Annotated in this window: 20 protein-coding genes; 8 read left to right on the top strand and 12 right to left on the bottom strand. The window is 76.5% G+C overall.

Going from position 1 to position 26,131, the window contains the following annotated elements; all coding sequences use genetic code 11:
• Positions 1-211: 211 nt before the first annotated feature.
• The 3 genes from RND61_RS01155 to RND61_RS01145 form a co-directional block, all read right to left on the bottom strand.
• Positions 212-508 carry a hypothetical protein gene (locus tag RND61_RS01155; RefSeq protein WP_315875693.1) on the bottom strand — a complete coding sequence of 99 codons (297 nt, stop codon included), beginning with the start codon at positions 506-508 and terminating at the stop codon, positions 212-214.
• Between the two features lie 10 nt (positions 509-518).
• Positions 519-1,241 (bottom strand): TetR/AcrR family transcriptional regulator, encoded by a 723-nt coding sequence (locus RND61_RS01150; RefSeq protein ID WP_315875692.1) that lies wholly within the window; start codon positions 1,239-1,241, stop codon positions 519-521.
• Between the two features lie 121 nt (positions 1,242-1,362).
• Positions 1,363-2,298, bottom strand: coding sequence for an AurF N-oxygenase family protein (locus RND61_RS01145; protein WP_315875691.1), 936 nt, complete (start codon positions 2,296-2,298; stop codon positions 1,363-1,365).
• 170 nt (positions 2,299-2,468) lie between these two features.
• On the opposite strand from RND61_RS01145, the gene RND61_RS01140 reads away from it, so the two are divergent.
• Positions 2,469-3,578 carry a ferritin-like domain-containing protein gene (locus RND61_RS01140; RefSeq protein ID WP_315875690.1) on the top strand — a complete coding sequence of 370 codons (1,110 nt, stop codon included), beginning with the start codon at positions 2,469-2,471 and terminating at the stop codon, positions 3,576-3,578.
• A gap of 24 nt (positions 3,579-3,602) precedes the next feature.
• Here RND61_RS01140 and RND61_RS01135 read toward each other — a convergent pair whose 3' ends face one another.
• The 6 genes from RND61_RS01135 to RND61_RS01110 form a co-directional block, all read right to left on the bottom strand.
• Positions 3,603-5,072 (bottom strand): penicillin-binding transpeptidase domain-containing protein, encoded by a 1,470-nt coding sequence (locus tag RND61_RS01135; RefSeq protein WP_315875689.1) that lies wholly within the window; start codon positions 5,070-5,072, stop codon positions 3,603-3,605.
• Positions 5,069-6,475: an FtsW/RodA/SpoVE family cell cycle protein gene (locus RND61_RS01130; protein ID WP_315875688.1), complete on the bottom strand. Its 1,407-nt coding sequence runs from the start codon at positions 6,473-6,475 to the stop codon at positions 5,069-5,071. The genes RND61_RS01135 and RND61_RS01130 overlap by 4 nt, the downstream gene beginning before the upstream one ends.
• 58 nt (positions 6,476-6,533) lie before the next feature.
• A complete protein-coding gene (locus RND61_RS01125; RefSeq protein ID WP_315875687.1) occupies positions 6,534-7,850 on the bottom strand; it encodes a HAMP domain-containing sensor histidine kinase in 1,317 nt (438 codons plus the stop codon).
• Positions 7,847-8,710, bottom strand: a complete 864-nt coding sequence (locus RND61_RS01120; protein ID WP_315875686.1) for a hypothetical protein — start codon at positions 8,708-8,710, stop codon at positions 7,847-7,849. The genes RND61_RS01125 and RND61_RS01120 overlap by 4 nt, the downstream gene beginning before the upstream one ends.
• Before the next feature lie 172 nt (positions 8,711-8,882).
• Complete coding sequence (locus RND61_RS01115) at positions 8,883-11,126, bottom strand: HEAT repeat domain-containing protein (protein WP_315875685.1); 2,244 nt, start codon at positions 11,124-11,126, stop codon at positions 8,883-8,885.
• Positions 11,127-11,635: 509 nt separating this feature from the next.
• Complete coding sequence (locus tag RND61_RS01110) at positions 11,636-11,953, bottom strand: trypco2 family protein (RefSeq protein WP_315875684.1); 318 nt, start codon at positions 11,951-11,953, stop codon at positions 11,636-11,638.
• A 78-nt stretch (positions 11,954-12,031) separates the two neighbouring features.
• Here RND61_RS01110 and RND61_RS01105 point away from each other — a divergent pair, with 78 nt between their 5' ends.
• From RND61_RS01105 to RND61_RS01085, 5 genes are all read left to right on the top strand, one after another.
• Positions 12,032-13,756: a serine protease gene (locus RND61_RS01105; RefSeq protein ID WP_315875683.1), complete on the top strand. Its 1,725-nt coding sequence runs from the start codon at positions 12,032-12,034 to the stop codon at positions 13,754-13,756.
• Positions 13,753-16,092 carry a serine/threonine-protein kinase gene (locus RND61_RS01100; RefSeq protein WP_315875682.1) on the top strand — a complete coding sequence of 780 codons (2,340 nt, stop codon included), beginning with the start codon at positions 13,753-13,755 and terminating at the stop codon, positions 16,090-16,092. Before RND61_RS01105 ends, RND61_RS01100 begins: the two co-directional genes overlap by 4 nt.
• A 150-nt stretch (positions 16,093-16,242) precedes the next feature.
• A complete protein-coding gene (locus RND61_RS01095) occupies positions 16,243-17,769 on the top strand; it encodes a VWA domain-containing protein (protein ID WP_315875681.1) in 1,527 nt (508 codons plus the stop codon).
• Entirely contained in the window at positions 17,766-18,692 is a 927-nt protein-coding gene (locus tag RND61_RS01090; protein WP_315875680.1) for a hypothetical protein, read from the top strand. Before RND61_RS01095 ends, RND61_RS01090 begins: the two co-directional genes overlap by 4 nt.
• Complete coding sequence (locus RND61_RS01085) at positions 18,689-19,933, top strand: ABC transporter substrate-binding protein (RefSeq protein WP_315875679.1); 1,245 nt, start codon at positions 18,689-18,691, stop codon at positions 19,931-19,933. Before RND61_RS01090 ends, RND61_RS01085 begins: the two co-directional genes overlap by 4 nt.
• Before the next feature lie 170 nt (positions 19,934-20,103).
• Here RND61_RS01085 and RND61_RS01080 read toward each other — a convergent pair whose 3' ends face one another.
• From RND61_RS01080 to RND61_RS01070, 3 genes are all read right to left on the bottom strand, one after another.
• Positions 20,104-21,072, bottom strand: a complete 969-nt coding sequence (locus RND61_RS01080) for a type VII secretion protein (protein WP_315875678.1) — start codon at positions 21,070-21,072, stop codon at positions 20,104-20,106.
• Positions 21,073-21,081: 9 nt separating this feature from the next.
• A complete protein-coding gene (locus tag RND61_RS01075; RefSeq protein ID WP_315875677.1) occupies positions 21,082-21,396 on the bottom strand; it encodes a hypothetical protein in 315 nt (104 codons plus the stop codon).
• Between the two features lie 242 nt (positions 21,397-21,638).
• Positions 21,639-22,271, bottom strand: coding sequence for a hemerythrin domain-containing protein (locus RND61_RS01070; RefSeq protein WP_315875676.1), 633 nt, complete (start codon positions 22,269-22,271; stop codon positions 21,639-21,641).
• A gap of 1,632 nt (positions 22,272-23,903) precedes the next feature.
• Here RND61_RS01070 and RND61_RS01065 point away from each other — a divergent pair.
• Positions 23,904-25,136, top strand: coding sequence for an IS701 family transposase (locus RND61_RS01065; protein WP_315875675.1), 1,233 nt, complete (start codon positions 23,904-23,906; stop codon positions 25,134-25,136).
• Between the two features lie 202 nt (positions 25,137-25,338).
• Complete coding sequence (gene fabG / locus RND61_RS01060) at positions 25,339-26,124, top strand: 3-oxoacyl-ACP reductase FabG (protein WP_315875674.1); 786 nt, start codon at positions 25,339-25,341, stop codon at positions 26,122-26,124.
• The last annotated feature ends 7 nt before the right edge of the window (positions 26,125-26,131 follow it).

Below are 26,131 nucleotides of genomic sequence, written 5' to 3'. Positions count from 1 at the left end.
GGGCCCGGGCCGGGGAGCAGGAGCGGGGTGGCGGGGCCGGGGGACGGGTCCGGGAGGTCGGGTCCGGAGGACGAGGCCGGGAGACGGGACCGGGGGCAAGGGGCGGGGCATCGGGACCGGAGGGCGGGGCGGGACCGGGGGAGCAGGGGCGCCCGGCGGGTCCCGGACCGGCTACGCGGGCCGGGCCACACGGACCGGCCACGCGGGCCGGCTACGCGGGCCGGTCCGGCGCGTCCCGCCCCCTGTCCGGCCTGGACCAGGGCCACTTGAGCGCGCGCCGGTCGCGGCCGGCCGGCTCGTACGCGTACTTCCAGCCGCGCTGCAGCCCGAGCCGCCTCGTGTACCCGGCGGGCACGCGGCGGTACGCGTAGACCGTGGGCGGGCCGCCGTCCTCGGCGGGGACGGGGACCTCGTACCACTTCGGCGGATGCCCCGTGGGCCCGGTCAGCACCGGCAGGACGCGGCCGTCGAGGGGGCCGCCGGAGAAGGGGGTGTTCTCGGTTCGCACCCCGCCAGTCTCACAGCAGGTGCGCGGCCCCGCCCACCACGGGCGCCACCCGGCGCACCAGCGTCCCCACGGGGCCGTCCGCCTCCTCCAGCGCCAACATGCCCTCCACCACCCGCGCGGTCTGCGGGTCCGTCGCGGCGGTGGCGGCCAGCAGGGCCACGAGGTGGTCGACGAGCCAGCCGCGCAGCTCCTCCAGGGGCGGGCGCTTGTCCTCGTCGAGCCAGATCAGCGACGCCGCCTCGACGGACGCGATCCAGGTCCGCACCATCAGCCGGAGCCGGGGCCCGGGCTCCGGCACGCCGAGGTGGAGGAGGATCTGCTCGGCGGCGGCCCGCCGCACCTCGTCCACGATCGCCGTCGTCCGGGACGTCTCCGCGACGCTGCCGCCCTGGAGCAGGGCGGCGAACCCGGCGTCGTGCCCGTCGACGAACGCCAGGTACCGGTCCAGGACCCGGGTGAGCCGCTCGGTGGGCGGCCCCTCGGGCGGCTCGGCGAAGCACAGCTCCAGCCGGTCGGCGGCCGACCGCAGCGCGGCCTCGTACAACTGCTGCTTGCCGCCGGGGAAGTACCGGTACACGAGCGGCCGGGAGACCCCCGCCGCCTCCGCGACGTCGTCCAGCGACACGTCCTCGGGCGCCCGGTGCGCGAACAGCGACAGCGCGGCGGCGAGGAGCTGGGCCCGCCGCTCCTCGACACTGAGCCGGCGGTACGCGGGCGTGGCGGCACTGGTCATGTCCGCAGGGTAACCCCGTCGGGCGTACGGGGATCAGCGCCCCCCGTCGCGACCGCCGCCCCGCCGCCGGGTCCTGTGCCCCGTCGCGACCCGCGCGGCCCCGTCTCCCGGGGCCGTGCGCCTACGCCAGCAGGCCCGAGCTCCTCCACAGGCGGCGGCCCGCGCCCCGCAGCACGCCGATGTCGTCGAGGAAGTCCGTCAGGCGCTTGGCCCCCGTCTGCATGACCTCCCTGCGGTGGCCGCTCGCCCGCACCTGGGCGACGGCCTCGCGGCGGTCGAGGCCGACGTTCTCGTACACCCGCGGGTTGACGAAGCAGACCGAGAAGACGCGGGCCGCCTCGCCGCAGCTCAGCCGGGTCAGCTCCTGCTCCCAGCGCGGCGCCGTGACCATCTGGCGGCGCAGCTCCTCGCGCGCGTAGCGGACGTGCCGGGCCTCCTCCACCACGTGGATGCGGGTCACGCCGCGCACCAGGGTCTGGATGCGCTCGTCCGGGAAGGTGAGCCGCTGCATCCAGTCGAGGATCTCCTCGCCCAGCAGCGTCGCCGCGAACGAACCCGGCGTCGTGGACACGGTCTTCAGGACCCGCGCCATGTTGTGGTAGACGCGGGGCACCGGGTAGGCCGGGGCGCCGCCCTTCTCGATGAGCCGGGCGAACATCATGGAGTGGCGGCACTCGTCGGCTATCTCCGTGAGCGCGTACCGGACGTGATTGCTGGTCACCGACTTGTCGAAGATGTGCCGGACCAGGAGCTGCATCAGGATGATCTCGAACCAGATGCCCAGCGACGCGAGCGACGCCGCCTCGTGCCGGGCGAGGTCCATCCGCTGCTCCTCGGACATCTTCCGCCACAGCGGCGTGTCGTAGAGGGAGACCAGCTCCGGCGGCCAGAACCACTTGCCGTCCTCGAACGGCGCGTCCCAGTCGAGCTCAGTATCGGGGTCGAAGGAGTGCTTGGCGGAGGATTCCAGCAGCCGCGCGGCGACCTGCTCGCGGTCCCGGAGCGGGCCCAGCGCGTCGCGCAGCAGGCGCAGATCGGGTTCGGACACGGTCGTCATGGTCTCGGCCACCTCGCAGTCGGCTTCGGGGTCTGCGGTCGCACCCTTATGAGACTGCCTGTCAGTAAACCCGTCAATCCCTTCGGCGCGACTTGTTGACCCGGCGTCTAGCAGGATGGAACCTGCCCCTCGAAGGACCCCTACCCGCAACGACGCGAAGGAGCCCGTCCGTGTCGACGCTCGACCTGTACGCCAGCGATCCGGGAGCCGCGCGCTGGCAGGTCCCCGCCTCGGGAGCCGCCCGCTTCTCCTGGGAGTACGACGAGGGGCGCGACCGCCTCCTCGCCCTCTACCAGAAGGGCAAGGACAAGCAGTGGGACGGTGCCCGGCGCATCGACTGGGACCTGGAGGTCGACCCGTACGACCCCCTCGGCACCCCCGACGAGGCCATGACCGTCCACGGCACCCGCCACTGGGCGAAGATGACGGAGAAGGACCGGGGCGACCTGCGCCGCCACTACGCGGCCTGGCAGTTCAGCCAGTTCCTCCACGGCGAGCAGGGCGCCATGATCTGCGCGGCCCGCATCATCGAGGCCGTCCCCGACATGGACGCCAAGTTCTACTCCGCCACCCAGGCGATGGACGAGGCCCGGCACGCCGAGATCTACACCCGCTTCCTCCACGAGAAGATCGGGATGCTCTACCCGATCAACGACGACCTCCGGTCGCTGCTCGGCGACACCCTCCGCGACTCCCGCTGGGACATGCCGTACCTCGGCATGCAGGTCCTCATCGAGGGCCTGGCCCTCGCCGCCTTCGGCATGATCCGCGACACGACGGACAAGCCGCTGCCCCGGCAGATCCTCGCGTACGTGATGCAGGACGAGGCGCGGCACGTGGCGTTCGGCCGGATGGCCCTGCGCGACTACTACCGGCAGTTGACCGACGCCGAACTGCGCGAGCGCGAGGAGTTCGTCATCGAGGGCTGCCACCTGATGCGCGACCGGCTGCGGGGCGTCGAGGTGCTGGAGAACTTCGGCATCCCCAAGCGGGAGGCCGAGGAGATGTCGGAGCGCTCGGAGTTCCTCCAGCTCTTCCGCAAGCTGCTGTTCAGCCGGATCGTGCCGTGCGTCAAGGACATCGGCCTGTGGGGCGAACGGTTGCAGAGGGCCTACCTCGACATGGGCGTCTTCGACCTGGGCGACTCCAACCTCGACCTGCTGATGGCCCAGGACGAGGAGGTCGCCGAGCGGCTGGACGCCGAGCGGTTCGCCGCGGAGGAGGCACGGCGCGTCGCCGAGGTCGCGGACGCCGTCGCGGAGGGCGCGGCGGAGGGGTGAGCGCCGGGGCGGCCCGCGCCGGCGTCAGCCCGCCCGCTCCAGCGCCAGCGCCGACTCCATCACGGCGCGGGCGATCGGGGCCGCGCTCCCGCCGCCGCTGATCTCCTCGCGCCGCGCCGCCGCGTCCTCCACGACCACCGCCACCGCGACGGCCGGGCGGGCCGCGTCGGCCGCGCGGGCCCAGCCGATGAACCACGCGTACGGCGTGCCCCCGTTGCCCACGCCGTGCTGCGCGGTGCCGGTCTTGCCGCCGACCTCCGCGCCCTCGATGCCCGCGTTGCCGCCCGAGCCCCGCTCGACCACGTCGACCATCAGCTCCCGCAGCGTCCGTGCCGTCGACGGCGTCATCGCCCGGGAGTACGTGTGCCGGGGCGTCCGCTCGACGAGTCCGCCGGAGGCCGTGGTCGTCGACTCGACCAGGTGGGGGCGGGCCAGCTCCCCGCCGTTCGCGACCGCCGCCGCGACCATCGCCATCTGCAGCGGCGTCGCCCGCGTGTCGTACTGGCCGATCGCCGACAGCGCCAGCCGGTCCGGGGACATGTCCGTGTCGATGTTGGACCGCGCCACGCGCGACGGGATGCGCAGGTCCGGGTCGTTGAAGCCGAACGCGCGGGCCGTCTCCACCATCCGGGACGGGCCGACCTCGACGCCGAGCCGGGCCAGCACCGTGTTGCACGACCAGCGGATCGCGTACGCCAGGGAGGCGTCGGCGCAGCCGTTCGCCCCGTTCGGCAGCAGCGTGCGCGTGCCGGGCAGCGGGTACGGGTCGGGGGTGCCGGTCGGCGCGTGCACGTCCGTGACGACACGGGCGTCCAGCGCCGCCGCCGCGGTCACGATCTTGAAGGTGGAGCCGGGCGGGTACGTCTCCCGCAGCGCCCGGTTCAGCATCGGCCGGTCCGGCGCCGTGTTGAGCCGCGCCCACGCCGTGGCCGCCTCGCTGCCCGTGCCGGACAGCACGCCGGGGTCGTACGACGGGCTGGACACCAGGGCCAGGACGCGTCCGCTGGACGGCTCCAGCGCGACGACCGCGCCGCGCCGCCCCGCCAGGCCCCGGTACGCGGCCTGCTGGAGGGCGGACCTGACGGTCGTGGCGACGTGGCCGCCGGGCCGGCGGCCGGGGCCGAGGCCGCTCCACGGGGGGAGCGGGGAGAGGCGCGGGCTGGTGCCGGCCAGGACGGCGTCCTCGGCGTCCTCCAGGAACGTCGTGCCGTACGTCTGCGAGGCGTGGCCGGTGACCGGCGCGTACAGGGGGCCGTCGGTGTACGTGCGCTCGTACCGCAGGAACTGGCCGGTGTCCTTCGAGCCGGTGACCGGACGGCCCTCGACGAGGATGTCGCCGCGCGGCTCGGCGTACCGGGACAGCACGGTGCGGCGGTTGGCCGGGTTGCCGTCGAGCCGGTCCGCCTGGAAGACCTGGACGCGCGCCGCGTTGACCAGCAGGGCCACGAGGAGGACCAGACACAGGGCCGCGGCGCGGCGGATGTACGTCGTCACCGGGCGCCCTCCCGCGCGGGCCGCGCCGGCGCGGCGGCCGCGCCCGGTCCGCCGTCGGGGTCGGGGTCGCCGCCGGGGTCGGGGGCGCGGGCGGAGTCGCTGACGCGGACCAGCAGCGCCACCATGATCCAGTTGGTGACGACGGACGAGCCGCCCTGCGCGAGGAACGGCATCGCCATCCCGGTCAGCGGGATCAGCCCCATCACCCCGCCCGCGATGACGAAGACCTGGAGCGCCAGGATCGACGCCAGCCCGGTCGCCAGCAGCCGGCCGAACGGGTCGCGCAGCGCGAGCCCGGAGCGGTAGCCGCGCGCGACGAGCAGCGCGTACAGCAGGAACAGCGCGGTCAGGCCGGTGAGGCCCAGCTCCTCACCGGCCGTGGCGAGGATGAAGTCCGACTTGGCGGCGAAGCCGATGAGCACCGAGTGGCCGAGGCCCAGGCCGACGCCGAACAGCCCGCCCGCCGCGAACGCGAACAGCGACTGCGCCAACTGCCCCGGCCCCCGGCCCGCCTCGATCGACGCGAACGGGCGCAGCCAGTCCTCCACCCGCCCGTGGACGTGCGGTTCGAACGCGCCCACGGCGAAGGCCCCCACCCCGGCCAGCAGCAGCCCGACCACGATCCAGCCGGTCCGCCCCGTCGCCACGTACAGCAGGATCACGAACAGGCCGAAGAACAGCAGCGACGTGCCGAGGTCCCGCTCCAGGACCAGTACGCCCACGCTGATCAGCCACACCGCGGCGATCGGCCCCAGCACCCGGCCGGCCGGCAGCCGCACGCGCCACAGCGTGCGGCCCGTGTGCGCGAGCGCGGCGCGGTTCGCCGCCAGGTACGCGGCGAAGAACACCGCGAGCAGGATCTTGGCGAACTCGCCCGGTTGGAAGGACAGCCCGCCGGCCCGGATCCAGATCCGCGCCCCGTTCACGGCGGGGAAGAAGATCGGCACGATCAGCAGGACGAGCGCGACGGCCACCGACAGGTACGCGTACCGCTGGAGCAGCCGGTGGTCGCGCAGGGACACGACCACGGCCGCGAACAGCGCCACGCCGAGCGCCGACCACACGAGCTGCGTGGGGGCCGCCCGGTCGGCGGGGGTCTCCAGGTCGAGGCGGTAGATGAGGACGAGGCCGAGGCCGTTCAGCAGGACCGCGATGGGCAGCAGCAGCGGATCGGCGCACGGGGCGCAGAACCGCACCGCCAGGTGGCCCGTCAGCGCCAGCAGGCCGAGACCGGCCCCGTACCCGGCGACGTCGTGCGGCACGGCGCCGCTGTGGCCGAGGCCCACGCCGGCGTAGCCGTACACGGAGCACAGCACGGCGCAGCACAGCAGCGAGAACTCCACCCCGCGCCGCCGGGGGAGACGCACCCGGGGCGGCAGGGGGTCCGTCATCGCTGCGGTCATGCCCCGCAACGTAGCAAGCCATGAGTGATATGTCCCTTATGTCACACTGCGCGCGCCGTCACGCGGGTTCCTCGCCGCCCTCCGCCGTGAGGTCCGCGTACTCCGGGAGCGTGAGCCGGGCCTCCGCGCCGCCGTCCGGCGCGTTCGCGAAGACCAGCTCGGCGCCGACCGCCGACGCCTGGCCGCGCGCGATGGTCAGCCCCAGCCCGTGCCCCTTGCTCCCGCCCTCCGTGCGGAACCGCTGCGGCCCGTGCTCCAGCAGGTACGCCGGATACCCCTCGCCGTGGTCGCGGACCGTCACCACCGGCCCGTCGACGGTCAGTTCGACCGGCGGCCGGCCGTGCCCGTGCGCGTTGGCCAGGAGGTTGCCGAGGACCCGCTCCAGACGCCGCCTGTCGGTCTCGACCCGCGCGTCGCGGACGATCCGCACCCGGGCGGGGGCACCCGACGCGAGCACCACCCGCTCGGCCAGCGGCCCCAGCGCGTACACGTCCAGGTCCACCCGCTCGCCGCCCGTGTCGAGGCGCGAGATCTCCAGCAGGTCCTCCGTCAGCGCCCGCAGGGCCCGCACCCGGTCCCGCACCAGCTCCGACGGCCGGCCCGGCGGCAGCAGGTCGGCCGCCGCCGACAGCCCCGTCAGCGGCGTCCGCAGCTCGTGCGCCACGTCCGCCGTGAACCGCCGCTCGCTCAGCAGCTTGCCCTGGAGCGAGGACGCCATCGTGTCCAGCGCGCCCGACACCGCGGCGACCTCGTCCTGCGGCCGCGAGGGGTCCTTCGTACGGGGGTCGTCGACCCGCGCGTCCAGGTCGCCCGCGCTGATCCGCCGCGCCACCCGCGCCGTCAGGTGCAGCCGCCGCGTCACCCGCGTCACCGCGAACGACCCGACCAGCAGCGTCGCCCCGATCGCCAGCACCGACGACCCGAGGATCGCCCGGTCCAGGCCGCTGATGGTGCGCGCGCCCAGCGAGTAGTCCACGCGGACGGCCAGCGCCCGCCCGTCCGCCGGGCCCGCCGCCCACATCGTCGGCCGCCCCTCGTGGTCGGCGACCACCGTGCCCCGGCTGCCGCGCGCCGCCAGGTCCCGCAGCGGGGGCGGCAGGCCGACCGGGTCGACACCGGCGGACGGCGGCAGCGGCTCCCCCGCCTCGTACGCGCGCGTCACGTCCGCCAGCCGGGCCAGCGCCTTCTCCCGGGACGCGTCCACGGTCTGCCGCGTCACCGACACGTGCACCAGCACGCCCAGCAGCGCCGCCAGCGCACAGCACATGAGCGTGATGAAGACGGCCGCCTTCCACGTCAGCGTCGCCGTCCACGCGGGGCGGCGCGGCACGCCCCGCGCCCGCCGCCGGCCCGGGCGCGCGCGGACGGCGCTCACCGGGCCGCCGTCCCCGGCGCCGTCCCGGCACCCGCCCCGGGACCGGCGCCCGCGTCCGGCTCGGCGCCCGCGTCCGTCCCGGTGTCCGCCTCCGGCCCGGCATCGGCGCCCGCGTCCGACCTCCGTCCCGTCTCCGGCGCCGGCGCCGGGAGCGGTCCCGGGCGGGGCGGCGTCGGCTTGACCCGTACGATCTCGTCCCGCGCCGGCAGCATCGTCCGCTGCTGCGCGTCCCACGACCACGCCGTGCGGTACTCGTAGCCCGGAATGCCCGCCGAGACCGCCCGCAGGACCAGGTCCCGGCCCGCCAGCTCCACGCTGACCAACTGCTCGACCGTCGACATGACCCGGGTCAGCCCGCCGTTCTCCGGCAGGTAGCAGCGCACCGCCACCCGCCCGTCCGCCGTCCGGATCCCGACGATCAGCTCCTCCTCGCCGTCCCCCGTCAGATCCCGGTGGTACGGGGTGAGGACCGGGCACGCCTCCGGCTCCGCACCGCACCGCTCCACGGCCCGCGCGGTCGCGTCGTCCACGCCGTCCGCACCGCCGTACCGGTCGGGGCCCGCCGCCAGCTCGGCGCGCACCACCGCCACCGGGTCGACCCGGCGCACGCCGCCGGCCGGCACCCGGACACCCGGCACCCGCCGCGTCTCGCCCTCCCCGTGGTCGGCCGGCGGCGCCGTCACCGGCGGCAGGTCCGGCCACAGCCGGACCGGGCCCACGGCGGTCGGGGTGGCGCCCGCGCTCCGCAGTTCCCCCGCGTTCCCGCACGCCGCCAGCGGGAGGAGCAGCGCGGCGGCCGCGACGGGCGGCACCAGGCGGGCCGCGCGGCGCACGGCGAGGCGGTGGCGGTGCGGGGACACGGTCTTCGGTGCTCCTGGGGTCGGTGGCGCTGCGCAGGCCCTACGACGTCCAGGACGCCCGCCCCGGACGGGCCGCCGCCACCCTAGGAGGCGCGCGTTGCGGCGACCCCTCGATGGTGTAACAGCCGGCCCACACCCGGCACGCGGCGGGCCCGCGGCACCGGAACCCGGGTCACTCCGCCGGGACGCCCAGGGCGCGGCGGCAGAGGGAGAGCAGCCGCTCGTCCTCGTGGACGTCGTGGTCGCCGGTCACCCCGGCCGACACGTTGTGCCGCCGCGTACGGGCGAGTTCGCCGCGCAGTAACGGCGCGGCCTCCGGCGCCAGCCGGCCCACCGGGCCCAGTTCGGCGAGGCACTCCGCGATCTCCACGCGCGTGTGCCGGTTCTCCCGCCACGCCGCCAGCAGCACCGGCAGTGCCTCCCCGGGGTCGCCGGACACCCGGCACAGCGCCGTCCCCGCGTCGACGCGCAGCCACACGTCCGGCGCCGTCAGGCACGCCCGCAGCTCCGGCGCCGCCGCCCCGGCCGACCCGCCGAACGCGCCGACCGCCCACGCCGCCGACCGCCGCCCGTGCGCGTCGGGCGCCCGCAGCAGCGCCCGCAGCCTCGGCAGGACCGCTCCGGCGTCGCCCTCCACCGCCCACAGCGCCCGCGCCGCCGCCGTCACCGTCCCGGCGGAGGCGTCGTCCAGCAGGACCCGCACGTCCGCCGCCGCCTCCCGCGCGGCCGGGCCGAACGCCGCGACCGCCCGCAGCGCCGACTCCAGCACCCACTCGCGGCGGAACGCCGGCGCCCCGCGCAGCACCCGCAGCACCTCCGGCAGCGCCTCCACCGCCCGCAGCTTCGCCAGCGCCAGCAGCAGCGGCCCCGCCTGCTCGCCCAGCTCGTCGTCGAGCGGCAGCGCGCCCAACCGGCGGCGCAGCAGCGGCACCAGCGGACCGCCCGCCTCCGCCAGGCACGGGATCGCGTACAGCAGCCTGCCGTCCGGCTCCGGCTGTTCCAGCGCCCGGGCCAGCGCCGGCACCGCCCGCGCGTCCCCCGCCCGGGTCAGCGCCAGCAGCGCGCTCGCCGTGCCGGGCCGGCCGCCCACCCACTCGGGCGCCCACGGCGCCGGGTCCGCGGCCACCCGCGCCGCCAGGTCGTCCGCGGCGGGCGCCGCCAGTGAGAACAGCCCCTCCAGCCAGCTCGCGGCAGCCGCCCGCAGCCTCGGCTCCGGGTCGCGCAGCTGTGCCCCGACGAGCCGCACCACTCCCTCGTACGCACCGCGCCACGTGCGCACGAGGCTGCCGCACATCCACACCGCGTCGGTCCGCTGGGCGCTGTCGGGGCTGCGCAACTGGGCGGTGATCAGGGCGATGCGGTCGTCGACCCGGTCGTCGAGGGCGCCGTGCAGCGTGCGGAGCAGGTCGTCCGCCCACGCCGCGCCGCACCCCGCCCGCTGCTCCTCGCGCGCCTCCCGCACCGGGCCGACGAGCGTCGGGGCGGCGGGCCGCGACTCGGCCGGCTCCACCGGTGGCACGGAGTGCACGGGATTCGCCGGCGCCTGCGCCTCCCGCATCCCCGGCCCGGTCCAGGAGTTGGCCGAATCCCACAGGGTCGAAGGGGCGTTGGAGCCCCCGGGCCCCGCGCCGCCACCCGTTCCCGACCCCCCGCCGGGGCCGCCGCCGGGCGCGCGGCCGGGCCGGCGCAGCTCCGCCAGCAGACCGGTCACGGTCGGCACGACGTCACGGGGCAGCCGTCCCGGCGCGCACCGGGCGAGCTGCGCCAGCGCGGCCAGCCGCAGCGCGGGGTCCTGGGCGGCGCCGGACAGCCAGGACAGCCAGGCCGCGGTCTCCTCGCGCAGGGACTCGTACCGCAGGGCGATCCTGCCGACCGCCTCGACCAGCGCGAGCCGCACCTCCGTGTCCTGCTCGACGGTGAGCCGCTCCCGCAGCAGGTCCAGCACGCGCACCGGGTCGCCGTGCAGGGAGGCCAGTGCCCCGGGGACCGCGAGCCGCACCTCCCGGTCCTCGTCGCCGACCAGCGCCAGGAACACGTCCGCGCCGGCGGCCACGGCCGCGGCGGCCATGGCGTAGTTGGCGGCGTCCTCGAACTCCTCGTCCTCCGGGTCGAGCTCCTGCAGCTCGTCGTCGCCGGACAGGTCGATGCCGCCGATGCTGGCGAGCAGCTCCACGACGCAGCCCCGGTCCTGGACGTCCGGGCGGGCCACGAGCTCCAGCAGGAACGGGATGCACGCCAGCGTCGAGTCGTAGACGTCGCCCTGGTGGTGCACCGTTCCGTACATCCCGTCCAGCGCCCGCTCGCGCTCCGCCGGGTCGTCGGACGCCAGCCCGTGCAGCAGCGCGGGCACGTCGTCGGCCGGGCCGTAGGCATGACCCAGCGAGGCCCAGTCGACCTCGTCGATCCCCGTGAACATGCCTTCCCTCCCCGTGAACCCTGCACTTGGGGGCAATAGTGCACCACACCGTGGACGCCGATGCCCCGGCAATCGGACACACCACGGACACGCCTCGGACATGTCTTCGCGCCCCCGTTCCCCGTTCCCCGCCCGGTTCCCGCCCGCCCGGCCCCCGGCCGTTCCCGCGGGTTTCGGGGCGGGCGGCGCGCGTGGCGCGGGCCGTGCGGACCGGCCCGCCGAGGAGCACGGGGGCACGGGCCGTAGGGGTGGTACGGGCGTACGGGCGTACGGGGATCGAGTCCCGGGTCGCGCCGCGGGCGGGGCGGCGCGCCGGACGGCCGGACCACCGGGCCGCCGGGCCGCCGGACCGGCGCGGGGCGGGACGGGGCGGCGGAACCTGCACGCCGTGCCACTCCCGGACCGGGAGGCGGCGGACCCGGGCCGCCGGTCCGGCGGCGACCCCGGGGAGCGGCGCCCGAGCGGCCCGGGCCGCCCCGCGGGGCCCGCACCGACGCGGGCGGCGGCCGTCAGCGCGCGGCGGGAGGCGGTGGCGTGCCCCGGCCGACCCGGACGCGTCCGCCCTCGTACTCGGGAACCAGCTCCACCTGCACCTGATGGGTGGTCTGACGGTCCACCTGGCCGCCCAGTTCGGCCGTCACCACGCCGATGCGCACCCCGCCGCGGCCCGAACCGGAGCGGTGCACCTGCACCGTGAACTCCAGGTTCACCTTCTCCACGGTGAATCCCAGAGCGCGGCCCTCCGCGTCGTCCCGGGCCTTCTCCAACTCCCCGCGGATCTGCCGCACCACCTCGGCCAGCCCCACGAAGCCCTGTTCGTCCGCCATCGCGCAACCCCCGCGGTCGTCGGTTCGCCGATCGCCAAGTATGGGGCAGAAGGGGCCTCGCGCGTATAGTTCCGGACCATGGTGGCCGACGGGGGTATCAGCGCCGATCCTTCTTCGAAGACCCCGCCGTGGGCGGTCCGCGTCCGGTGGGGGAACGGCGAGATCGCGGGCGCCGGCGTCCTGCTGAGCCCCGACCGGGTCCTCACCTGCGCCCACGTGGTCACCCCCGGCGCGCACGTCACCGCCGAGTTCGTCGGCGCGCCCGGCCTCCACGTCCCCGCCGTCACCGCCTGGGTCGACGAGGACGCGTACGTCCCCGAGACCCGCGACGCGGACGGCGACCCCAGCGGCGACGTGGCCCTCCTCCGGCTCGAACACCCCAGGCCCGCCCACGAGCCGGTCTTCCTCCACCGGCTCTCCGCGCCGAACCGCGCGGTCCGCATGTACGGCTTCCCGTACGAGCACAACGGCGGCATCTGGTTCCGCGCCACCATCATCGGCGGCTGCGGACGCGACGGGCAGGTCCAGCTCGGCCCGCAGACCCCCGGCGAACTGGCCAGCCCCGGCTGCAGCGGCGCCGGCGTCGTCGACGACCTGACCGGCGAGGTCATCGGCATCGTCCTCACCGGCATGCGCGACCGGCACGGCAACTCGTTCTCGTTCATGAGCCCCGCCGAGACCATCGTCCGGCACCTGCCGCAGGTCGCCGCGTGGACCCGCGGCCGCACCGCCGTCGACGACCGGCTCCGCTCCCGCACCGGCGGCGAGCCGCCCGTACCGGCCCTCGACGAGCCGTTCGCGCAGCGCCTCGCCGCCTGGCTCCGGGGCGACGGGGAGCAGGTGAAGATCAGCCTCGTACGCCCCGGGGACCACGCCCGCGCCGCGACCCTGCGCCGCGCCATCACCCTCGCCGACCGCGAGTTACGCACCACCGCGTCCGTCGACCGGGCCTCCCTGGACCCGCCCGGCACCGTCCCGTCCGCGGGCGGCCACGACCTGGCCCTCGACGCCACCGGCAGCACCGCCGCCGAGACGGCCGAGCGCGTCGCGGAGCGCATGGGCCTCTGGCAGCACCCCGCCGACCCCGCCGTCGAGCGGATCAGGGCCGGCGGCGTCGCCCTCACCCTCGTCGTCGTCGGCGTCGACCGGGCCGTCGACCCGCCCGCCCTCCTCGACCTCCTCGCCGTCCTCCGGGAGCGCGGCAGCCGCCTCCTCCTCGTCTTCCGGGAGGCCGGCGCCTGCTACGAACGGGCCCGGGCCGACCTGGTCGTCCGGCCCGCCCAGGAGCGCCGCGCCCACCTCGTCGCCCGGCTCCGGGAGATCACCGGGCCGCTCGCCGCGTCCCTCGGCGACGCCATGGCCACCGTGCGGGCCGACGACCCCGAAGCCGTCCACGACGCCCTCTACCGGGCCGGCGGCGCCCTGCACATCCTCACCGGCGCCGAGCGGCCCGCCGCGCTCGACGGGGCACCCGACCTGGCCGTGTTCGAACGGCTCACCGACCGGCTGAGCGCCCGCCTCCACGCCGCCGCCCGCCGCCTCGACGCCCTGTGCCGCCGCCGCGGCGAACTCGCCGGCCGCCTCGACGGCTACCACGCCCTCCACCAGAGCCTCACCGAAGGCGCCGAGGACCTGGAGGCCGACACCCTCCGCCGGCGCGCCCACCAACTGCTGCGCGCCCGGCCCTGCGACGTGCGCGCCGCCGAGGAGGCCGTCGACGCGTACGTCCGCCTCGTCGAGCGCGCCGACCGCGCCGGACACGAGCGGAACCGGCGGGAGCGGGGAGGTGCCGCGCCGTCATGACGCCACCCGCCCCCACCCCCTGCGCCCGGGCCGGCTGCACCGGCACGCTCATGGCCACCGGCTTCTGCGACACCTGCCACCGTCTGCCCCCGGCCCCGGCCCCTTCCCCGACCGTCCTGACCGTCCCCGACCCGGCCGTCCCGGGGCCCACCGATCCCGCCCCCGCCGCCCCGGGGCCCGCAGCCCCGCGCCCGGCGGCCACCGGGCCGGCCCCGCTCGACCGGGACGGCCTCGTCCTCCTCCCGCACATCGAGGCCCCCGACCCCGGCGTCGCCGCCACCACCACCGCCCGCCCGCCCACCGGCGGCCGCCGCTGCGGCTTCGAGAACTGCGCCGGCACCATCGGCATCGGCTACGACGGCGGCCCCGCCCCCGACCACGGCTTCTGCCCCGAGTGCGGCCGGCCGTACTCGTTCGAGCCCCGCCTGCGCCCCGGTGACACCGTCGGCGGCCACTACCGCGTCCTGGGCTACCTCGCGGCCGGCGGCCTCGGCTGGGTCTACCTCGCCGAGGACACCGAGGTCCCCGACCACCTCGTCGTCCTCAAGGGCCTCATCAACACCAGGGACGCCGTCGCCCGCCGCTCCGCCGTCGAGGAGCGCCGCTCCCTCACCACGCTCCACCACCGGGACATCGTCCGGATCATCACGTACGTCCAGCACCAGGCGCCCGGCGACGACGAGCCGACCGGCTACATCGTCATGGAGTACATCGCCGGCCGCTCCCTCGCCTGGATCCGCTACGCCTCCGACGAGGAGCTGACGGAGGTCTTCGGCCGGCCCTTCGGGATCGACCACGTCCTCACGTACGGCTGCAAGATCCTCGGGGCGCTGGAGTACCTCCACGAGCAGGGCCTGCTGTACTGCGACATGAAGCCCGACAACGTCATCCACTACGGCCGCGACATCAAGGTCATCGACCTCGGCGCCATCCGCCGCGTCGACGACCGCGCCTCCGGCCTCGTCTACACCCGTGACTACGCGCCGCCGAAGCGGGAGCGCGACCGGCGCGGCTTCCACGTCGACACCGACCTGTACACCGTCGGCCGCACCCTCCAGGCGCTCGCCACCCGCGCCGCCCCCGCCTCCGGGCTCGCCGCCCGCTCCTTCGAGGCGCTCGTCCGCCGCGCCACCCACCCCGAGCCGGCCGCCCGGTTCGCCTCGGCCGCCGAGATGTCCCGCCAGCTCTGGGAGGTGCTGCGCGAACACCAGGCCCTGACCTGGCACGAGCCGTACCCCGAGCGCTCCACCCGGTTCGCGCCCACCGGGGCGCTGTTCGGCGCCGCCCTCGGCACGGTCCCGGACCTCGGCCACTGGGCCGGCGCTGCCCCGGACGGCCCCCGCCCCCTCCCCGTACGGGCGCCGGACCCGCAGGAGGCCGCGCGGGGCCTGCCCGTCCCGATCCCCGACCCGGACGACCCGGCCGCCGTCCTCCTCGGCGGGCTCGCCGCCCGCAGCCCCGGGCGCGTCGCCGAACAGGCCGCGCACGACCCGGCGTTCGGCACCGTCGAGACCGCGCTGTGGCTGTGCCGCGCGTACGCGGACCGGGGCGCGCACGGCGAGGCCGAGCGGTGGCTGGGCGCCGCCGGGCGGTTGGGCGCGGGCGAGTACGACTGGCGGCTCTCCTGGCACCGCGGGCTGCTGCGCCTGGCGGAGGGCCAGGTGCGGGCGGCGGAGGAGGAGTTCGCCGCCGTGTACGCGTCGCTGCCCGGCGAGTGGGCGCCCAAGCTGGCGCTCGGCTACTGCGCCGAGTACCTCGACGCCGACGAGCGGCGGACGCGGGACTACTACGAGGCGGTCTGGCAGCGCGACCGCACACAGGGCAGCGCGGCGTTCGGGCTGGTACGGGTCCACCTGCGGCGCGGCGACCGGCGGGGGGCCGTCGCCGTCCTGGACGGGGTGCCCACCACCTCCCGCCACCACGACGCGGCCCGCGTCGCCGCCGTCCGCGTGCTCGCCGGCCGGCTGCCGGGCGGCGGCCCCACCGCGGCGGACCTGCGCGAGGCCGCCGCGCGGCTCGCGGACCCGGCCCGTACCGGCGAGGACGGCGCGGCCCGGGACCGCCTCGTCACCGAGGTGCGGGAGGCCGCGCTCGCCTGCAGGCCGCCCGGCGGGTGGGGGGACGGCTTCCCCGCGGGAGAGGTGCTCGGCCCGGAGGACAGCGTCCCGGCGCTGAGCGGCCTGCTCTCCCGCTCCCTGCGGGCCCTGGCCGACCAGGCGCGCGACGGCGACCTGCGCGGCGACCTGCTGGACCGGTCGTACGCGGTCCTCCCGCCGCCGCGCCTGCGGCTCGTACCGGCGGGGCGGCGGGAGGAGCGGAGGAGGGGACGGGGCTGAGGGACGGGTCCGGGAGCACGACGCGACGGGGGAGACGGGCACGGGGAGCCGGCGGGCCCGGGACGCGCACGGGCGCGAGGAGCCGGCGAGCGCGGCGGGGACGGACGGCCGCGAGAGGCGAACGCACGCGACGAGGGGGACGCGAGGGACATGACGCCGACAAGCACCGCGGGCGGCGCGGCGGGGACGACGGCCGGCCTGGAGATCAGCCAGTGGAAGTACCTGTCCGCGGAGGCCCGTGACCAGGAGATGCACGTCGTGCTGACCGTCCGGGTCGACGGCACGGGCGGCGCGGCGGGAGGCGCGGGAGACGGGCCGGGGGGCGGTGCGGCGGGCGGGCCGGGCGGCGGCCCGCTCCTCGCCGAAGTGCTGGTCGTCGACTGCTCCAGCTCGATGACCTGGCCGCAGGAGAAGTTCCGCGCCGCCCGCCAGGCCGCCGCCGCCGCGATCCGGATGCTGCCGGCCGGCACCCCGTTCGCCGTCGTCCAGGGCACCGAGGGCGCCGCCATGGCCTACCCGGCGGCGGAGCGCATGGCCGCCGCGTCCCCCGGGCACCGCCGCGGCGCCGAGTCCGCCGTCCACGGACTGGTGGCCGGCGGCGGCACCTGCATCGGCGCCTGGCTCGACCTGGCCGGCCGCCTCCTCACCGAGCAGGACGCGCCCATCGGGCACGTCCTGCTCCTGACGGACGGCAAGAACCAGCACGACAGCGAGATGCCGCTCGACGCCGTGCTCGACACGTGGGAAGGCCGGTTCGTCTGCGACGCCTGGGGCATCGGCGACGGCTGGGACGCCCGCGAGCTGCTGCGGATCGCCCGCCGCCTGCACGGCAGCGTCGGCGCCGTACGCGAGGAGTCCGAGCTCCCCGGCGCGTACGAGAAGCTGACCGCCCGGCTGCTCACCAAGACCGTCCCCGAGCTGACCATCGAGGTCGCGCCCGTGCCGGGCACCACGGTCCGCTACCTCAAGCAGGTGTTCCCCACGGAGGTCGACCTGGAGCCCGCCGGCCGGCCGGACCCCGGCGCCCCGCACCGCTTCACCACCCGCGCCTGGGGCGACGAGACCCGCCGGTACCACCTGTGCCTCTCCGCCGACCCCACCGGGCGCCCCCGCCGCGAGGACCTGCAACTGGCCGTCGTCTCGCTCGTGCCGCCCGCCGTCGCCGGCGGCCTGCGCCCGCCGCCCCCGCGCCCCTGCGTCGTCCACTGGACGGAGGACCCGGCGCTCTCCCGGCACACCGACACCCAGGTCGCCCACTTCCAGTTGTACGGGCAGCTCGGCCAGGCCGTCGCCGCCGCGGCCGACGCCTACCGCAGGGGCGACCGCGAGGGCGCCGAGCACCACCTCGGCCGTGGCGTCCGGCTCGCCCACACCGTCGGCGCGGCCCGGCCGCTCGCCGACTTCGCACGGCTGGTGGAGATCGTGGACGCCGCCACCGGCCGGGTCCGGATCCGCCCCGACCTGGCCCCCGTCGACTTCGAACACCTGATCACCGCCAGCAGCCACAGCACGTACGGCCCCGAGGGGGACGGGGACGCGCCCGAAGGCCCCGGCGCCCCGGGCACCGGCACCGGCCCGGGCGCCGCCACCGTCCCGTGCCCGGCGTGCGGCGGGCGGGCACCGGTCGACGCCCGGTTCTGCCCCCGCTGCGGCCACCGCCTCCGGGAGCGGCCGTGAGCACCACCGCGCGGGACCTCCGCGCCCGGCTGTCGCTGCTGCTCGTCCTCGGCCTGACCACGACGCTCGTCCTGTTCGGCGCCTTCCGCGCCGTCCACGACGACGCCGACCGGCTCGCCTCGTCCAGCGCGCCCGGCGTCCTCGCCGTCGACACCGCGAGGTCCGCCCTGGCCTCGGCCCGCGACGCGGCGGCCGAGGCCGGTCTGGAGGGCGCGGGGACGAGCGCGTTCCACACCCGCGTCTCCGTCGCCCACCAGGCCCTCGCCCTGGCCGCCTCCGAGAACGTCACCGGCCTGGACGGCCGCCGCACCCTGCAGACCGTCACCGGGCTGATCGCCGTCTACTCCGGCTGGGTCGAGCAGGCGGGCCGCGAACCCGGCGGCTCCCCGCTGCGCACCGCCTACCTGCACTACGCGGGCCGCGTCCTCGACGCGCCCGACACGGAGGAGGACATCATGGGCCGCCTCGCCCAACTGCGCGAGCAGCAGCTCGACGTGGCCGAGGAGCAGGCCGCGTTCGGGTGGCCGCTGGTCCTCGCCTGGGGGGCCGCCGCCGTGCTGTTCACCGCCCTGTGCGCGGCCCTGGGGGAGGCCCAGCGGTTCGTCCGGCGCCGCTTCCGCCGCCTGGCCGACCCGCCGCTGCTGGCCGCGACGGCGCTGTGGGCGGCCGGCGCGGCGACCCTGGCGTGGCTCACCCTCCGCACGCGCACCGGCGCGGCGGACGCGCTGCGCGAGCTGAGGGGCGCGCCGACCGGCGACGGCATCGCGACGGCCGGGGCGCGCGTCGCGCGGCACCTGGCCGAAGCGGACGCACGGGCGGCGGCGTCCGACTGGATCCTGGTGGGAGGGGTGGCCCTGGTGGCACTGACCGCGAGCGGCCTGCTGCCGCGCATCGCCGAGTACCGCGTCGGGAAGCGCCGATGACCGGCCGCCGGAGCACGTACGCCGTCGTGGCGCTCTGCCTGGCGCTGCTCGTCACCGGCGCGGTGGCGGGCGCGGAGTGGTGGGCGGGGCGCTGGAAGGGCTCCGTCACGGTGCTGGGCAACTGGACCGGCGAGGACGAGGAACGCTTCCGCCGCGACGTGCTGGGCCCGTTCGAGCGGAAGCACCGCATCCGGGTCGTGTACCAGGGCAGCTCCGCCGAGAGCCAGGTGCTCGCCGCCGACGTGGCGTCCGGCACGCCCCCCGACGTGGTCATCATGCCGGGCCCGGGCGAGCTCGCGGCGTACGCGGCCCAGGGCCGGCTCAAGCCCCTGGACGGCCTGTTCGACCCGGACCACTACGACCCGGTGTGGGCGCCCGCGCTGAAGGGCGGCGTCCACTGGGTGCCGGTGAAGGTCGACCTGAAGAGCATGGTGTGGCACCCGGGCGCCCTCACCGAGGCGGAGGCCGCCCGCATCGCCCGGGACCCGGGGGAGTGGTGCCTCGCCATGGAGTCCGGCGCCACGTCCGGCTGGCCGGGCACCGACTGGGTGGAGGACGTCCTGCTCCAGCAGGCCGGCTGGGAGACGTACCAGAAGTGGGCGACGGGCCGGTTGCCCTGGACGGACCCGGCCGTGCGCAGGGCGTGGACGACGTGGGGCGACCTCGTCGGCGCGGGCGACCGGCGGCGCGTCGAGCGGGCGCTCCTCGCCCCCTACCAGGACCCGTGGGGCGGCGGGCGCCCCGCCTGCGTGAACGAGCGGCTGGAGCACCAGGCGGCGTTCGTCCGCGCCGGCGCGCACTGGACGGAGGCCCGCGGCCGGTACGTCCACTCCAAGGCCGTGATCCCCGGTGCCCGCCCGGACCTGACGGCGTGGGAGGTCTCCGGCGACCTCGCGGCCATGCTGCGCGACACCCCCGGGGCGCGGGCGCTGATCCGCCACCTCGCCGACCCCGGCACGGCCCGACTGGGCTTCACCGCCAACCGGTCGGTCCCGTCGGGCGTGTACGACGCGGACCCGATGGCCGCCCGCATCGACGCGACCCTGCGCGGCCGGGGCACGATGCGCTGCTGGGACGCCTCCGACGCGATGCCCCCGGCGATGCGCGACGCCTTCCACCAGGCGGTGCTGCGGTTCCTGGCCGACCCGCGGGAGCTGCCGGCGCGGCTGGCGGTGCTGGAGGAGGTCCGCGAGCGGCACGGGAAGGCGGAGTGGCTGCCGTCGGCGTGCGGCAGCGGCTGAGCCCGGCCCGCCTCGGCCGTCCCGGCTGCCCCGTCTGCCCGCCCCGGCCGCTCCGGTCACCTTGGCCGTCCCGCTCGTCCCGCTCGTCCCGGCCGCCCTGGTTGTCGTGGCCGTCCCGGCTGTCCCGGTCGACCCTTCCGGCCCTTCCGGCCCCTTCGGGCCGTCCGGCCTCAGCGCATCCCGAGGGCCCGCCGCAGCGCCGCCCCCGCGAGGTCGACGGCCGCGTCGTGCGTGGCCCGGGCGAGCATGGCCGTGTGGATGGGCCCGCCCTGCGCGAGGTGTCGGTCGTACGGCAGCGTCAGCACGGTCACGCCCGGCTCCCGCAGGTGCGCGACGGCCGTCTTCTGGTCGAGGGTCATGTCGGGGGCGCCCGACGTCAGGACGACGACGGTGCTGTCGATCGCCCGGCGGTGCGGCAGCCCGCCCAGCCAGTCCAGCACGACGCGCGTGCCGTTGACGCCCTCCGCGGTGCGCGGCGCGACGATCACCCGGGCGTGCGCGGTGTCCATCGCCGTACGGGCGACCTCGCCGGGCAGCGTCTCGCAGTCGACGACGGTCACCGCGAAGTGGCGACGCAGCGCCAGCGACACCGTCCGGTACGTCGGCACGTCCAGCGGCGGCCCGACGCGGCCCTGGCTCGCCGGGAGCAGCCAGCCGCCACCGGGGACGGGGACGAGGTACCCGGTGATGTCGTTCAGGTCCATGCGGGGGGTCAGGATCCGCGCCAGCTCGGGACAGGACCACCGTACGGACGGGGCGCCCATCCGCACGGCGAGCGTGCCCAGCGCGGCGTCGGCCTCCAGGGTCAGCACCGGGTCGGGCCGGTGCCGGGTGAACGTGCGCCCCAGGAGCGCGGCGACCGTCGACTTGCCGACCCCGCCGCGGATGGACGTCACGGCGATGACCCGCCCGCTGGGGACGGGCAGCCGCACCTCCCGCCCGCCGCGATCGTGTTCCGCGCCCTCCTTGGCGACGGAGGCGGCCAGCCCGCGCAGCGACTGTCCGACGCGCCGCACCGCCGAGTCGCCGTGCTGGGGCCGTCCGAGGGCGGAGGCGAGCCGCTGGTCGACGGCGGGCACGGGTTCGGGCGCGGGCAGGGGCACGTACGGCCTGCGCATCAGGTGGTCGCCGTGAGTCATGCCGTACTCCTAAGCGGGGGTGCCGGGGACACCGGTGGCGAGCGGGAACAGCGCGGGGGAGCCCGCCGCTTCGAGCGGTTCGCCGGCCTTCCGCGACCGCGCGCGCGACCCGGCGCCCGGGGCGCGGAGGAGCACGGCCGGCGGCGCGGCGGCCGGGACGCCCCCCACGGGCGGCGGCGGGACGGGCCCGCCGTGCGCGGCGCGCACGTCCGGGATCCGCGGCGGAGCGGTCCCGGCGGCAGCCGGCCCGGCGGCCTCCCGCGTACGCAGCCCCCGCCCGGCTTCCGTCTCCGCGCACGCCGCGGTGGCCCCCACTGCACTCACGCGTTCGAACCTACCATCGGCCCGGGCCCTCCAACGGGCCGGAAAACCGTGGGTCCGGGCCCTCCAACGGGCCGGGAAACCATCGGTCCGGGCCCTCCAGCGGGCCGGAGAACCGTAGGCATCGGGCCCTCCCACGGACCGGAAAAAGCCGCCGCCGGACGACTCCGGCGGCGGCGAAAACACCCGGGGGAGGGGGCCGGGCGCCCCCGCGCACGGCGGCGCCCGGCCCCCCGTCCCGGGTGTCAGGCACCCGCGGCGCCGGCCTCCGCCTCCCGCACCTGCCGCTCCAACTCGTCCTTGTTCATCGTCGACCGCCCCTCGATGCCCAGCTTCCGGGCCTTCGCGTACAACTCGTCCCGCGTCGGCCCGCCTTCGCTCCGGCCTCCGCCGGAGGCGCCACCGCCTCCGTCACCGTCCCCGCCGCCCCCGCGGACGGCCTTCCCGGCCAGCTCTTCGGACCGCTGCCCGGCGAACTCCAGCCCGAGGCGGTGCAGTTGCTCGGCGTCCAGGGCCTCACCGAGCGCGGTGAGCAGCTCCTGCTCCTCCTCCTCGACGTGGTGGCGCACGGCGCCGATCCACTTCTCCAGGCCCTCCTCGAACTCGGTGCTCTCCCAGTCGAGTTCCAGCAGCCGCCTGCCCAGGTCCTCGGCCTCGTGGTGCTCCTCGGTCGCGTGCTGGACCTCTTCCCCCTCCCCGACCTTCTCGGTGAGCACCGGGTAGACGTACTCCTCCTCGGCCCGGCTGTGTGCCTCCAGCATCGCCACGGCCAGAGGCAGCGCCAGCGGCCGCGAACCCTTGTCCTTCCTCATCATCTCGAAGAGGCGATCCAGCTCACGGTGGTCATTCCTGATCATCGCGATGACGTCATCGGCCATGGCGGAACCTTTCGCGTTCGACGACCCAACGTGCCGACCCGCGTGTTTCCCCGGAACGCGAAAAGATGCCCGGCTTCCGGCCGACCGCCGGTGCGCGGGAGGAGCCCGTCCGGCGCCGGAACGGTTCCTCCCCGCTCCACGGCACGGTCCCCGAGGGAAGGCGCCGCGCCGGCCGGGTCCGCGCCGCGTGCCGGGGATCGGTGCCCGAAGGAGGCTCCGTAGGGCCTTTCGGTGCCCTGGCGGCCGTCTCCTCGGCTGTTTCGGTGTTCTCCGTGGTTCTCCGTGCGGGCGTTCCGCCGGGGCCCGCCGTGCCATTCCGGTATTCGCGGACGGGGGGGAGGTGGCGCCCGCGAAGACCCCCGGCGGAACCGCCGCGGATGTCGCGACGAGCCGCGCGAGCCGAAATGCGGGAGGGGCGATGGACGGCGGTGGATAAGGAACAGGAAATTCCACCGCTCCGGTTCAGCGATCCGCTTTCCCGAGGGGTGACGGGGCTCGGCGGACGGCGTGCGGTCTCGGCAACCGCACGGGCGAGGTGAACGCGCCGTCCGGCCCCGGCGGCGTCCCGGGGCTCGCCGGAGCCGGTGACGAGGCGGTGCGCGAACACCACGGCCTCGGGCCGCCCCGGCGGGGCCGACGGCCTGGCCCGCCTGAGCCGCGTCGGTCGGTGCCGGGCCGCGTCCGGCCGGGCCGGGGGCGCCTCCGCCGCGTCCGGGCCGTCCGCGCGGCGGTTCGCGCCTGCGTCCGCGCGACGGCCCACGGCGCGGCGGGCCTCGCCCGCGTCCGCACCGCGTGTGTGGAGCGGCGACGCCCCGGGTGGCCGTGTGACCGTGGCCTCGCCCGTGTCCGCACCGCCGGAGCCGCCCGTCCGCGCGACGGCCACGGCCCGGCCGTGACGGATGGGGTGAGGAGCGTGCCATCCCCTTCCGAGCCCCGGGCCACGGCCCCCTCGTACCCCGGGCCACGGCCCCCTCGTACCCCGGGTCACGTCCTCTTCGCGCCCCGGGCACGTCCCCTTCCGCGTCCCGGGCCCCTCGGCGGCGGGGTGACCGCCGCCCCTCTCCGCGCCCGCGCCCCCTCCGGCCCCGGCCCCCGGTCCCCGGTAGGTTCTCGCACGCCCGCACGCCCGCACGCCCGCACGCCCGCACGCCCGCACGCCCGCACGCCCGCACGCCCGCACGCCCGCACGCCCGCACGCCCGCACGCCCGCACGCCCGTGCGCCCTCTGGCCCCCGGCAGGCTCTCGCCCATCGGCAGGCCCCGTCCGGGCCCCGCCCGCAGGGGCATGGCCGATGCTCTCACCCTCACCCGTCCCATTCGAGCCATCCCCGCCCCCACCGGGCCCTCACCCCGGCCGTCCGCCCGGGCGACCTCGCAGTCGGCACTCTGCGTAACCGACCCGTCGGTATGTGACATGACATCCGGCTTGGAACCGGACGCGCCCGTGGTGCTCCAGAGCCCCGCTCCGGTGGTTTCCGGCCGAGAAATGCCGACGAATGCGCACTTCGTGGACCGTGGGTTGCCGATTTCCAGCCAATCGATCCTTGATATCGATTCTGCAACGTCAATCGCGTAGGTTTTACGCCGAAAATGTTCAAGTAGTGCGCAGCCTGTCATGTTCAAGGGGGAACCATGCACGTCGGCCAGCGATACAGGGCGGCCCCGGGTGGCGAGAACCCGTCCATCGGACCCGGTGAATTGGAGGCGTGGGTGGCCGAACTCGGCGACTCCGTCTTCGCCCCCCTGGGCAGACGTGACCAGCGCCTCCAGGCCGAGCGGTACACGCGCGGGCTGCTGACCGCCACGGGGCGCAAGACGCTGCGGAACATCGCGGACCAGGTCGGCGGGGAGGCCGCGCGGCAGAGCACCCACCACTTCATCAGCGGGTCGCCGTGGGAGTGGACGGAGGTGCGGCGCGCCCTCGCCGCCGCGGTCGAGCGGCTGACCGGGCCGCGGACCCTGGTGGTGCTGCCGACCGTGGTCCCGCGGGTCGGCACGCTCTCGGTGGGGGTGGAGAAGCAGTTCGTCCCGCACCTGGGGCAGACCGTCGTCGGCCAGCAGGCGTACGGGGCGTGGCTGGCGTCGGCCGACGCGGCGGTGCCGGTGAACTGGCGGCTGGTGCTGCCCCCGAGCTGGTCGAAGGACACGTTGCGCCGGCGGATGGCGAGCATCCCCGAGGAGATCGGACCGGAGACCCCGGAGGAGTGCGCGAGCGCGGTCGCCCTGGAGCCGGTCCGCGACTGGGGCGTGTCCTGCGGGCTCGTGGTCCTCGACAGCGAGGGGCTGGACATCGGGGGGTGCCTCCGGCACTTCGACCGGGCCGGGATGCCGCTGGTGATGAGGGTGAGCCCCTCGACCCCGTTGCGGATCGACTGCAAGACCCTCCAGGGCTACGGCGACCGCGAGATACAGGCCGAGCAGCTCGTCGAGTCGATGAAGCGGATGCGCAGGCCCCTCGAATGCCAGGACCCGTGGGGCAGGCCGGTACAGGACGCCGTGGCGGCGGTCATCCCGGTCGTACCGGCGCAGACGCCCGTGCCCCGGCGCGACCCCGACCGGCCGCTGCTGCTGGTGGCGCACTGGCCGGGCCGCGAGCGCCGGCCCGCCAAGCTGTGGCTCACCACCGCGAGCGACCTCCCGCTGGCCACGGTGGTGGAGCTGACCGAGCTCGCGGACGTGGTCACCCGCGACTTCCTGCCGATCGCCGAGAACGTGGGCCTGCGGGACTTCGGGGGCCGCTCGTTCCAGGGCTGGCACCGGCACATCACGATGGCGTCCGTGGCCCACCTCGCGGCCGTGCTGGCCGGCCCCGAGAACTTCCCGGCGACCCGCACCGCCGGGCCCGCCGCGGCGCGGACCGGCTGACCCCGGAGGGTTCCGGCGCGTCGCCGGCCGGTGGCGCGCCGGACCTCACCGGGTCGGGGCCCCACCGGGCTGGGCCCCCACCGGGGCCGGCCCGGGCCGGCCGCGCGTACCGCTGGATCCCCCCTCGACCACCCGTCGAGCCCCGGCGCCGACTCTAGTCACCGTCAAACTCGCTTCGAGTAAACGGTGTTACGGAGGAACGATGGCCGAGCGTCAGCAGCGGGTGGCAGTGGTGACCGGGGCGACCAGCGGGATCGGCCTGGCCGTGGCCGCGCACCTGGCCCGCGGCGGTGCCCGCGTCTTCGTGTGCGGACGGGACGCGGACCGGCTCGCCGGGACCGTCAAGTCCCTGCGCGACGAGGGCCTGGAGGTCGACGGCGTCCCGTGCGATGTCACCGACAAGGAGGACGTCCAGCGCTTCGTCCGCGCCGCGGTGGAGCGCTACGGCGCCATCGACGTCCTGGTCAACAACGCCGGGCGCAACGGCGGCGGGGCCATCGCGGAGATGACCGACGAGCTCTGGTACGACGTCATCAACACCAACCTCAACAGCGTCTTCCTGGTGACCCGCGAGGTCCTGTCCGCCGGCGGCATGCTCGGCAAGGACTGGGGCCGGATCATCAACATCGCCTCCACGGCCGGCAAGCAGGGCGCGGTCACCGCGGCCCCGTACTCCGCGTCGAAGCACGGCGTGGTCGGCTTCACCAAGGCGCTGGGCCTGGACCTGGCCAAGACCGGCATCACCGTCAACGCGGTCTGCCCCGGCTTCGTCGAGACCCCGATGGCCGAGCGGGTCCGCCGCCACTACGCGGACATGTGGGACATCACCGAGGAAGAGGCCGCCGAGAAGGTCACCACCCGCGTGCCGATCGGCCGCTACGTGGACGTCGAGGAGGTCGCGGCGATGGTGGACTACCTCGTCGCCGACGCCGCCGGGGCCGTCACCGCGCAGGCCATGAACGTCTGCGGCGCCCTCGGCACCTACTGATCCGCGC

The sequence above is a fragment of the Streptomyces tamarix genome, from assembly GCF_032423885.1.
Lineage (GTDB): Bacteria > Actinomycetota > Actinomycetes > Streptomycetales > Streptomycetaceae > Streptomyces > Streptomyces tamarix.
This window is presented reverse-complemented; position numbering and strand designations above follow the sequence as displayed.